The sequence below is a fragment of the Sulfitobacter mediterraneus genome (assembly GCF_003054325.1).
GTDB lineage: Bacteria > Pseudomonadota > Alphaproteobacteria > Rhodobacterales > Rhodobacteraceae > Sulfitobacter > Sulfitobacter mediterraneus.
Genome location: NZ_QBKU01000008.1, coordinates 1 through 10619 on the forward strand (window position 1 = coordinate 1; position 10619 = coordinate 10619).

Annotated in this window: 8 protein-coding genes; 4 read left to right on the forward strand and 4 right to left on the reverse strand. The window is 59.7% G+C overall.

Annotation, left to right across the window (positions count from 1 at the left end):
* Positions 1–483 precede the first annotated feature (483 nt).
* The 3 genes from C8N31_RS13340 to C8N31_RS13350 all read left to right on the forward strand — a co-directional run bounded on the left by C8N31_RS13340 (position 484) and on the right by C8N31_RS13350 (position 3679).
* Entirely contained in the window at positions 484–1236 is a 753-nt protein-coding gene (locus tag C8N31_RS13340) for a sugar transferase (protein WP_025050031.1), read from the forward strand.
* Positions 1237–1304: 68 nt separating this feature from the next.
* Entirely contained in the window at positions 1305–2246 is a 942-nt protein-coding gene (locus tag C8N31_RS13345) for a CpsD/CapB family tyrosine-protein kinase (RefSeq protein ID WP_156026926.1), read from the forward strand.
* A 167-nt stretch (positions 2247–2413) separates the two neighbouring features.
* Positions 2414–3679, forward strand: coding sequence for a GumC domain-containing protein (locus C8N31_RS13350; RefSeq protein WP_231476919.1), 1266 nt, complete (start codon positions 2414–2416; stop codon positions 3677–3679).
* Here the strand turns inward: C8N31_RS13350 and C8N31_RS13355 are convergent.
* On the reverse strand, positions 3670–4983 hold the full coding sequence (locus tag C8N31_RS13355) for an oligosaccharide flippase family protein (RefSeq protein ID WP_051544670.1): 1314 nt from the start codon (positions 4981–4983) through the stop codon (positions 3670–3672). The genes C8N31_RS13350 and C8N31_RS13355 overlap by 10 nt on opposite strands.
* A 151-nt stretch (positions 4984–5134) precedes the next feature.
* On the opposite strand from C8N31_RS13355, the gene C8N31_RS13360 reads away from it, so the two are divergent.
* The gene (locus C8N31_RS13360; protein WP_037919126.1) at positions 5135–6322 is read left to right on the forward strand and encodes a glycosyltransferase; all 1188 of its coding nucleotides are present in this window, start codon (positions 5135–5137) and stop codon (positions 6320–6322) included.
* Between the two features lie 3 nt (positions 6323–6325).
* Here C8N31_RS13360 and C8N31_RS13365 read toward each other — a convergent pair whose 3' ends face one another.
* Genes C8N31_RS13365 through C8N31_RS13375 form a run of 3 tightly spaced genes read right to left on the reverse strand, consistent with a single transcriptional unit; the run spans position 6326 to position 10601 of the window.
* On the reverse strand, positions 6326–7159 hold the full coding sequence (locus C8N31_RS13365) for a glycosyltransferase family 2 protein (RefSeq protein WP_025050035.1): 834 nt from the start codon (positions 7157–7159) through the stop codon (positions 6326–6328).
* Entirely contained in the window at positions 7156–9669 is a 2514-nt protein-coding gene (locus C8N31_RS13370) for a hypothetical protein (protein ID WP_025050036.1), read from the reverse strand. The genes C8N31_RS13365 and C8N31_RS13370 overlap by 4 nt, the downstream gene beginning before the upstream one ends.
* Positions 9666–10601 carry a hypothetical protein gene (locus tag C8N31_RS13375; RefSeq protein ID WP_025050037.1) on the reverse strand — a complete coding sequence of 312 codons (936 nt, stop codon included), beginning with the start codon at positions 10599–10601 and terminating at the stop codon, positions 9666–9668. Before C8N31_RS13375 ends, C8N31_RS13370 begins: the two co-directional genes overlap by 4 nt.
* Between the last annotated feature and the right edge of the window lie 18 nt (positions 10602–10619).

The window sequence follows — 10619 nt, forward strand, 5'->3', positions numbered from 1 at the left end:
CTTTCTCATCGTCCACTCCTCGGTGGTTACGATGAGCAACAAACCCTCTCTTAGCAAATGACACTATTTGGACCCATAAGCGCTGACTTCAGACAATTGGCCTTATTGCGACTTCTTGCAGCCCCCTACGGGCTGCCACTTACCCCCTTCATAATAATCAACAATCTGACGTAACGGAAAAACCGTTTCCTCCGTTTGGGAAACAGTTTGTTTCGCAGATTTCGCATCAAATGTGTCTAAAAGATGCTATAGATGGGCCAAGAATACTGCGCCTGTTGTCCAACCTACCTTTTTGCTGACGCAAATGCGGCGAGAAAAAGCCGCCAAGGGCCGGATGGACAGAATTGCCGCCCAAGCGAACCGGTGATGCCTGCTGCCGCTGCATCCCGAACCGCCCAAGCGCCAAGGAAAGGCCAGCCCCGTTTGGCGGATGCTCCGTCACTTGGACCTGAATGATTTGCAAATAACCCTGGGGGGTTTGGCATGAAGAAGTTTAACGCGGATGGGCCTGAGTTTGGCCTGTTTGACATTTCAGCGCCGCGCCGCACCTCCGCACCTGTTGCGGTGCGTGCCGCAGCGCGCAGTCAGGTCTGGGACGCCGCTGTTGCGCGCAAGACCGGACCTTTCTACATGTACCGCGATTTCGCTAAGCGGTTGATCGATATCGCTTTTGTGGCAATCACTCTGCCATTTTCGCTGCCCATTATCATGCTGTGTGCCTTGGCGCTTTGGATTGAAGGCGGCTCGCCCTTCTATACGCAGGACCGTCTGGGCCGCAAAGGCGCACGGTTCTCAATCCTCAAGCTGCGCACCATGGTGCGCAACGCCGACGAGGTTCTTGAGACCTATCTGGCCTCAGATGCCGAGATGCGCCGCGAATGGGATGAGCTGCAAAAGCTGCGCAATGATCCGCGCGTGACCCGCGTGGGTCAGTTTCTGCGTGCAACATCGCTTGATGAATTGCCACAGCTGTTCAACGTTCTGACCGGCGAGATGAGCATTGTTGGCCCGCGCCCAATGCTGCCCGAACAATTGATTATGTACGGTGATGCCTCCGCCTATGAGGCGCTGCGTCCGGGAATCACCGGTCTGTGGCAAATCTCATCGCGCAACGACAACGGCTTTAGCCATCGCAAGTCCATTGATGCAAATTATGAGCGTGACCTGACGCTGATGCTGGACCTGAAAATCCTATTTAAAACGGTTGGCGTAGTATTGCGCCGGACGGGCTGTTAGAAACAACCCGATCCCGGCAACCTTATAAAACGAAGTGGCACATGGCCAAGAAACCCAAAGGCAAGACAATGAAAGATAGCTATTTTTCAGAAGACATGTCCGATTTTGACATGGATGATGCTTTGATTGATGCCCCGTCTGATATGGGGCACAGCCTGCGTCCGCGCCGGGGGCTGGCAGAACAGGCCAAGCGCCGTTTGCTGGATCAATCCCTTGCCGCGCCAAATCTTGAGTTTGATCTGACCGAAGCGCAGGCCGAAGCGCCAGCACCGATGATCCTCGAAGAAGCCGCGCCAAGCCCCGCATTGGGTTGGAACGACATTCCGATGATCACCGAAGGGCTGGGCAATGCCATGGCCCCCGCGCCAAGCACCCTGCCCGCCGAGCGTGACGACGCATCTGCCCGCGCCTTCGATCTGCTGCGCACCCGGCTGCGCCAGACCACGCTGGAAAACGGTTGGGTCAACATTGGCATCACCGGCCCAACCGCCGGATGTGGCAGCACATTCACCGCAACCAACCTTGCACAAAGCCTGTCACGCGTCGCAGGCTCGCGCTGTGTTCTGATGGATTTCAACCTGCGTGATCCCGGCGTGGCGCAGGCATTTGACCTGCCGTCCGGCGGCATGATGGAAGACTACCTGTCCGGCACGGTTGCCGATCAAGATCATCTGCTGCGGGTGTCCGACACTTTGGCGCTTGGCCTCAACCAATCGCCTTCACGTAATGCCGCCGAGGTTATGCAAGATCCCAAGACCCACGCGACACTGGCACGGATGCAGCAGGATCTGAACCCTGATCTGGTGATCTACGACCTGCCGCCGATGTTGGCCTATGACGATGTTTCGGCCTTCCTGCCGCAGCTTGACGCTGTTCTGGTGGTGTCTGATGGCACCCAGACAATCAGCCGTGATTTGCTGGAATGTGAACGGATGCTGGACGGTCAGGTGCCATTGTTGGGTGTCGTGCTGAACCGCGCCCGCAAATCAAGCATCCGCCGGTTCCGCTGATCCACGGTCACAGAACGCTAACCTTCTACATTAAATTGCCCTATTCTAGCCTGAATTTTCTGGTTAGAACGACAGGCCCCTGATCGGAACGGCGATATGGGGTGAGGTTATTGGAATAGAGTAGAGCACGCATGGGTCCGATCTATACGTTGGCTGATTTTTTGGACATGCTCCGCCGTCGCGCGGGGCTGATCCTGTTTGTGTTTCTGCTCGGCTGCGTGGCGTCGGTGTTCTTTGCGCTCTCGCAACAGCATGTCTACAGCTCCTCCGAAGTCATCCAGATCGAACAACCCATCGTAAAGGACGATCTGGCGCCTTCGACGGTTGATGGCTCGTCGGCGCGGCGATTGCAGTTGATCGAACAACAGGTCATGGCCCGCAACAGCCTGCTTGAGATTATCGACAAATTTGGCCTGTATGAAAATATGCCCGGTCTGATGCAGATCGAAAAAGTTGGCCGCTTGCGCGGCGCCATTTCGATCACCGGAATGGCCGCGGTGCGCGAAGGGTTTGCCGATGACGGCGCCATTTCGGTCATCACCATCACCGCCAATATGGACAGCCCCGAAAACGCACAGGCTGTCGCCCATGAAATCGCCGATCGCACCCGCCTTTTGGCCGCGGAACAGCGCGAGGTCAGCACCCGTGAAACGCTGGATTTCTTTGAGCAACAAGAAGACAAATTGATCGTTGAGCTGGCCGCGCTTGAGGCCGAGCTGACTGCTTTTCGCAAGGCGAACGATCTGTCCATCGAGGGCAGCTTGGAGTTTCGCCGCGATGAAATTGGCAACCTCAATGCATCCCTGTTGGAACTGGACCGCGAGATTATCTCGACCCAGCTGGCCCGCACCCGCATCGACCGCACTGCCCGCGCCGAAACAGTCGCCCGTCAGGAACGCGAGATCGAAGCGCAACTCAGCAGCCTGACCACACAGCGGCGGCTGTTGGATCAACGGCGTACAGCGCTGAGCAAAAGCTTGGAAACCTCACCCGAGGTGGAGCTGGAGTTGGCGCAATACACCCGCCGGATTGCCCAGATCCAAGGCCAGTTGGATGTCGTCAGCACCCGCCGCAGCGAGGCCGAGGTCGGCTTTTCGCTTGAGGCTGGCGCGCGCAGCGAACGCATGATCACCCTCGAAGAGGCACAGGTGCCCGAGGCCGCCATCACCCGCAGCCGCAAGACCCTTGCGATGGTCGGTGCCGTGGCCTCTGTCATGGTTGCGGTTGGCATCGCCTTCCTGCTGGAACTGTTGAACCCTGTCGTGCGTTCGGCCCGCCAGATGGAGCGGGAAACCGGGTTGCGGCCCGTGGTCTCTATCCCGATGGTCGATAAAGATGGCCGTGGTGGTTTGAAAGGCAGGTGGCAAAGCCGCCGCGAAGCCGGACAGCGCGGCCGCGCCGCGCGGCAAGCCCGCAAATTGCGTCAGGGCTGACCAGACGCGGCCCAAAGCGTGGCAATTGCCCCCCAATGCATCCAGCAGGCCGCCACAGCCGTGGCCAGACCAACCACAGCAAACAGTGCATCATGCCGTGCGTCCCAAACCCCATGCGCCCGCGCCAACCAGATCAGCACCCCATGTGACACCACCATCGCCAGCCCCATACCGATAATTGCACCGATCAATCCGGCATAAAGGGCACCGATAAACAGCATGCCCACCTGCAAGCTCGACCGGATCGCAGAATACACAAAAAACCGCCGCGAATCCCCCGCTGCCAAGGCCGCCTGATCATATGTCATGCCAATCACTTGCGGGATCAGGGCCACCGCCAGCAAAACAATGATCGCCCCCGACAGCGCGTAGCGGGCATCATACAGCAGATCGACCAGCCACGGGCCGGACAGTGCCATCACCACCAAAAGCCCGATCACCCCCACCGACAGGCCATACCGCAGCCGGGCAATCCGTGCTGGTTCCGTCTGCTCGCGGTAGACCGGGATCATCACCCTTGCGGTCACGTTATGCCCTAGCAACAGCGGGAAACTGGCGAGGAAATAACCAATGTTGTAAATGCCCAGGGTCTCAAGGGTCAGAAACTTGCCCAGCACCGCCTTGTCCCCCTGACTGGCAAAGAACCAAAACACCGTGGACAGAAAAATCCATTTGCCAAAGGTGATCAATTCTTTGGCCGCCGCCCCTTCCCATTGGAACCGGTTGCGATCTCCGGGCAGATAGAAATGGGTCAGCGCCAGTTTAGCCGCCGCGCCGATCACCCCGCCAATCACCAGTGCCAGCACCGATTGCAAGATCAACGCCAGCGCGATCATGCTGATCAACCCGATCACCTGCGACAGAAGATCCAGAACAGTCAGCCGCCCCATCAGCAAATGCCGGTGCGCCGTTTCGATCCGTGTCGGGTTAAACCCGCTCACCAGCAGCGACAGCGCCGCAAGCGGCAGATAACTGGCCAAAGCTGGCTGGTCGTAAAACACCGACAGCGGATAGGCCAAAAGACAGGCCGCAACCCAGAGCAATCCGCCCCGCACCACCTGAATGCTCCATGCGGTGTTCAGGAACGCCCGATCATCGCCACGTTTACTTTGGGCTATGGAGGGCGCGATGCCTACATCGGAAAACAGGGTCAAGCCGACCGTCACCACCGAAATCAGCGCCATCAGGCCAAACGCCTCGGGAAACAACAGCCGCGTCAGGATCAGGTTCGACAACAGCCGCAACCCCTGCGACGCGCCGTAGCCAAGAATGATCAAAGACGCTGAGCGGAACACCCGCGCCATCAGCCGGTTGTCCCCCAGTTTTTCCCAAATACGCGCAAACACTCGAAAAATTGCCTCACTTCTGCCGTTTGCGCAGACTAAGCCCTGCAAGACCCGTGTACCAGCGCCAAGATTTGACGTTAGGATGGCACAAACCCAAAGGACAGCCCACTTGAAGATCGCCTATATCCTCAACACCTATCCGCAGCCCTCGCACAGCTTTATCCGCCGCGAGATCCACGCGCTTGAGGCGCAGGGCCATGACATCTATCGGATCGCCATGCGCCCTTCTGCCGCTGCGTTGGTTGATCCGCTTGATCAGGCCGAGGACGCCAAGACCGAACATGTGCTGGCCCAAGGGGCTGGTCAATTGGGCCGTGCGCTGTTTCGGGTTTTGAGATCGGATGCCGCCGCGTTTTTTGCTGCGGCGAAAGTGGCGTTGGATTTGGGGGCCGCTTCCGAAAGCAGCCGCACACGCCATCTGATTTATTTGGCCGAAGCTTGTTATGTGCTGGAGCGGTGCAATGCCGAAGGCATCACCCATATGCACGCCCATTTTGGCACCAATGCCGCCGCTGTGGCGATGCTGGCGCATCTGCTGGGCGGGCCGGAATACTCCTTCACGGTGCATGGCCCCGAAGAATTTGACGCGCCCCGCGCATTGTCCCTTGGCACCAAGATGCATCACGCCGCCTTTACCGTCGCGATCAGCAACTTTGGCCGCAGCCAGCTGTGCCGCTGGGCCGCCGCCGAAGACTGGGACCGCATCAAGGTGGTGCATTGCGGCATTGAACCGGCCCGTTTTGGTGATCCCGCCCCCCTGCCCAAAGGGCCCCGGCGGGTGGTCTCCATCGGGCGGTTTGTCGAACAAAAAGGCCAGCTGTTGTTGATCGACGCCCTGGCCAAAACCGAAGACCCTGATTTGCATCTTACCCTTCTGGGCGATGGCGAAATGCGCGGTATGATTGAGGCGCGGATTGCACAGCATGGTCTGCAATCGCGCGTGTCCTTGCCCGGTTGGGTGGATGAGGCGCGGGTGCGCTCTGAATTGGCCGCCGCCCATGGCTTTGTCATGCCCAGCTTTGCCGAAGGTCTGCCGATGGTGATTATGGAGGCGATGGCCGCTGCCCGCCCGGTGATCGCGACCTATATCGCAGGCACACCGGAACTGGTGCAGGATGGCAAAACCGGCTGGATGGTGCCCGCGGGGGATGCAGATGCATTGGCCGGAGCGTTGGATGAACTGGCCAAGGCGACGCCGCAAAAACTGACCAAAATGGGTGACGCAGGCCGCGTGCGCACCTTGGCACGGCATGACGTGGCGATTGAGGCGGCGAAACTGGCCTCACACATCATTTAGGCTTTAACGGCCCCGCACCCAGCGGTTTGACGATCGCAGGATCGGCAGCTTGATGGCAATCCGCACCGCGGCAAATGCGGCAAAGGCCACGGGGTCGCGCAGGGCCCGTTTCCAGACCGGTACGACATTGTCCTTGGGATCGTCATTGACCAAAAGCTCGGGATAGCGTTCTTCGATCTCCGCCACACCAATGTCCTGACGCCTACGCACCTGAACCAGACGCGCGAACCCTTCGATCATCGGCCAATCATATTCTGCGCTCACAGAAAGCCTTTCCTCGGGGCGGAAATTGAGCCGGGCAAAGGTGTCGTCTGAAATGATATCGGGCCAGTGGCCCCAACGCCTGCGCCCGGCACGGTTCATCGCAAACACCCCAAAGCCGGGCACGCCGTGGGTCATAAACGGTGTGGTCAGCCAGAACCGCGTGTAATGCCGCGTCAGCGCATCATCCTGCACCGTCACATTGGGCCGCCCGCTGGCGTAGCGCGGGGCATCGCCTTGCAACGCCTTGGCAATCTGCCCCACCAGCGGCGGCGAGATATTCACATCCGCATCCAGATAGATCAGCACATCCCCTTCCGCGGCAGCCTCTCCGGCGTTCCATGCATTCAGCTTGCCCCCCTCGGACAGGTCCAACACCTTGAGCCGCCATCCCTTGAGAAGGGTTTGTTCCTCGAACCCCTGTGCAATCGCGGCGGTGTTGTCCGTGCATCCATTGGCGATCACAATCACCTCGACCGGGCCTTGGGCGGGATCAGAGGCCAGCACCGCCTGCAAACAGGCCGGCAGGTATCCCGCCTCATTATGCGCGGGTATCAGGATCGAGGTGCCGGTCATAGTTTGCCTGTCAATGCGTTCCAACGTGGGTTTTGATCATCCAGATGGCGCAAGCCCCCCCATGATCCCCATTTGGTCGGGCTATACACGTCCGAGTAGGCGTTGAACAGTTTGCCGCCCACCGACTGCCAACCGGCCAGCAGGGTGCGGTAAAGGTCACCCATCTCTTGGGTGTAATTGAAATGGTGGAAAAACGCGGTCAGCTCGGCGTCTTCAATCTGCGGGCCAAGGCCCACGATATGGCTGCCCCCCTCGTACATGATCAGCTCCAGCCCATGATCCGCAGCGACCTGTGCGTGATAAGGCCAAACCCGCCCGATGAGATCAGCCAAAGTATCCTCAGGATTGCCGCTGACGGCCCCATCATGCAACTCGCGCCCCGCAAAAGCGCTGGCCAGATCATAGCGATGCGCCGCGATATATGCGATGGCCTCCTGCCCGTTCAAACCCTGCGCAGATGCGTCCGCCCGCGCTTTGGCAAGGCTGTCTGCAAGCCAGCCTTTGACCATGTCCTCGCGATCCTCCAACCCCAGAACGCCGCCGAAATACCCCGTCACGGCATAGGCATCAAAGGCGGTTTTGGGCGCGGATAGCCCTTCGGCCTGTGCCAAGGGCGCGTTTAAGGCCGCATCTTCCAGCCCAAGCCAGCCGGTCTGGCTGCAGATCACATTGACCAATTGATCCTTGGTCTCTGCGGCAAAGGCAGTCGACCAGATCTGCGCAACCTCTGCCGCCCGCAACCCGTAATACTGCATCCAGGTATTGTCCTCGCCCAAACGGTTCCGCGCCTGTTCATCTGCCCAGCGGGCCTGATCAAACTGCCAGTTCCAAACCTCGTTGGAATATTCGACATAGACCTTTCGCCCCGGATCGAGCTGGTCACTGGCCATGGCGGCAAAGCGTTGCACAAAGTTGTCTGTGGCCTGATGCGGAACGTTGACCCAAATGTCTTTGCCTATTTCATTGCCCAGACGGATCATCACCTCAATCGGAACGCCGCCCATATAGGTGGCATTGCCCGGTAACGGGCGGTGTTCCCATGCGGCTAGGTCTGAATTGTTGGTCTCCATCCAATCCATAAACCGCAGCACCTCGAACGAGGCCAGCCGCGCCGTCCAGTCGGGGTTGAACAGCGCCCCCTGATCCAACAGCGCCGCGCGGTCCTCTCGTACCAATGTGATCTCACCCAATGGCGCGGCGGTCCCGATGCGTAGCAGCCGGATATCCACGCTGCCTGGACCGGGCGTATAGTCAAAACGTACCTCCCCCGTGTCATAACGGATGTTTCTGGCCCGCCCTGCGACTTCAATCACCACATCCCCGTCAAAACGCAGCACATACCGCCCCGCAAGTGATGTGGCGGCCTCCGGCATGTCGGTCAGAACCACGGTGCCGATACTGCTAAGATCATCCGGCATCCGGATCGGCCAGCCCAACGCATCCAGATAGCCGCCATCGCGCAGCACCTCATGATCCACGCCGCCCCATCGTTTGGGCAAGTGGCCAAACCACGGACGGGCGGTTTTCATCACATCAAGGAACGGCTGTTGGCTTGACCAATCGGTGACAGGCGCAAGCCCGATCGCCCCAGCACCGCGCAGCGGCAGATCCGCTGCAACCAGTTGGGCAGGTTCGGGCAATGGCGGGCCTGTGGGCATGTTCGGCGCTTTCTCAGCCGATGCGTTGGTTGCCGGTGCGTTACCCACAGCCTCGCCCAGATAGCCCGCAACCGTATCCCAAGCGATCTGTTGCAACGCAGTCGCCAACGCAGGATCAACCGTTTGAACATCGCCGCCCCAGCGCCCCCTACCCGGCCCCGGCAGCCCTTCGGGAGATTGCCCGGTCAGCGCGGCAAATTGAACCTGTGAGACAAAGTAATGCCCCAGATCATTGAGGTGAATGTCATCAGAAAACAGCGCAGTGATCGACGTCACACCCGCAACCTCGCCAGCGTTGACCGCATCGTACAGTTGCGCCATCGCCTGACCCGCGGGAATAAGACGCGCAGCAGGCACACCCCTTGGCAGGCCTGCGTTGATCTCGTCAACGATCCCCTCCCAGACCGGCAGGTCCGCATCAATCCGGCTGCGCCACGGCACGTCGGCACCCTCGTCGTGGTCAACCGCTTCGCCCGTTCCGCTTTTGAGGCTGTGCCATGTCTCCATGACAAAGACCTGCGCCGCCGGATTGGCCGCAATCGCCAGTTCTGCGTAGGATCGCGCAAAGAAGCTGCTGTCAGACCATGTCACATGGTTGGCCAGCGGCAGGGCTTCGGTCAGGATCAGATGAGTGATCTCTCCCTCGGGCAAAACCTGACGGGCATTGACGCCCTCGGCCTCCGAACCATGGTCCCAATTGTAGCGCAAAGGCGCACCGTTGATGATCTGCGCCTGTACCTGCGCGCCGCCGGTGCCTGCGATCAAAGCGTTCCTCAACATGTCTGGGCCGTCCTGACCAAAAAGGCTGTGCCCGACCATCAGAACAGAAAAGACTGCGTCGATCAGGCTCATCCCGCCACTCCGCTATCGGGCATCGATCGCACCACATCCCAGACAACCTGCTGCATCAGCGCCGCCGCCTCGGCGCTGGGCGCATCGGCAGTGCTGCCATCGGCCCGCTGCAACCGATAGGGCAGCCCAGACGGATCGCGATGATACAGCACCGCATAATGGGTCAGCGCCACCAGATAGGCACCCAGATCATTGACATGGATCGTGTCGCGGCTGCCGTCATCAGAGATCGCAAACAGATCATCTACCCCGTTGATGCCTTCCACACCGCCGCGCGTTTCCACTGCACGCACAAAGGCCGCCATGACCTGCCCCGCCGGGATCAGATGGATCGGCGCGCCGCTTTGGGCCAATGCCGGATAGACCAACCTTTCACGCCAAAGAGCATCGAGATCGTCCCGAATTCGGTTCTGCCAGCCCTCGGGATCATTGATGTGATGCCATGTCTCATAGAGATAGATCCGCGCAGAGGGCTTGGCGGCATGGGCCAGCTTGGCCCACTCCCCCAAATAGCGGGCACTGTCGTGGTATTTGATCGCATCGCGCAGCTCGACCATCTCGGTCAACACCACCGCATCATAGGTGCCTGACGTGATCGCTTCGGTCGCGGGGCGGAAACGCGGATGGGCGTTTTCCTGATCAAAGCCATTGATCGGCAGGTCCGGCTCCCAATGTTCCTTAAGCGATGTGCCCCAGCCCAGCTGGCTATCATAGTGATGCCCCGCACTCGCCAGTTGTGCCAGCATCGCAGGCATGTCACGCCCCACCAGCGAATGACCCAGATGATAGATCCGCAGCGCCCCCTTCGGCGCGGGCAAGGGCGCGGCATAAAGCGCCTCGGCCTCGGCTTTGCCCGACTGCCGCCGCATCATCCAGAACGCCCCGCCTGCCGCAACAAGCGCAAGCCCGGTCAGGGTCAAACGTCGGCTCATACTGGCCATCACAAAACG

Bases quoted from the DNA above. Each gene is read 5' to 3' on its own strand.
- C8N31_RS13345 (WP_156026926.1), top strand. From the start codon at position 1,305: ATGAAAGATAGCTATTTTTCAGAAGACATGTCCGATTTTGACATGGAT.
- C8N31_RS13340 (WP_025050031.1), top strand. From the start codon at position 484: ATGAAGAAGTTTAACGCGGATGGGCCTGAGTTTGGCCTGTTTGACATT.
- C8N31_RS13355 (WP_051544670.1), bottom strand. From the start codon at position 4,983: ATGGCGCGGGTGTTCCGCTCAGCGTCTTTGATCATTCTTGGCTACGGC.
- C8N31_RS13365 (WP_025050035.1), bottom strand. From the start codon at position 7,159: ATGACCGGCACCTCGATCCTGATACCCGCGCATAATGAGGCGGGATAC.
- C8N31_RS13350 (WP_231476919.1), top strand. From the start codon at position 2,414: ATGCTCCGCCGTCGCGCGGGGCTGATCCTGTTTGTGTTTCTGCTCGGC.
- C8N31_RS13375 (WP_025050037.1), bottom strand. From the start codon at position 10,601: ATGAGCCGACGTTTGACCCTGACCGGGCTTGCGCTTGTTGCGGCAGGC.
- C8N31_RS13370 (WP_025050036.1), bottom strand. From the start codon at position 9,669: ATGAGCCTGATCGACGCAGTCTTTTCTGTTCTGATGGTCGGGCACAGC.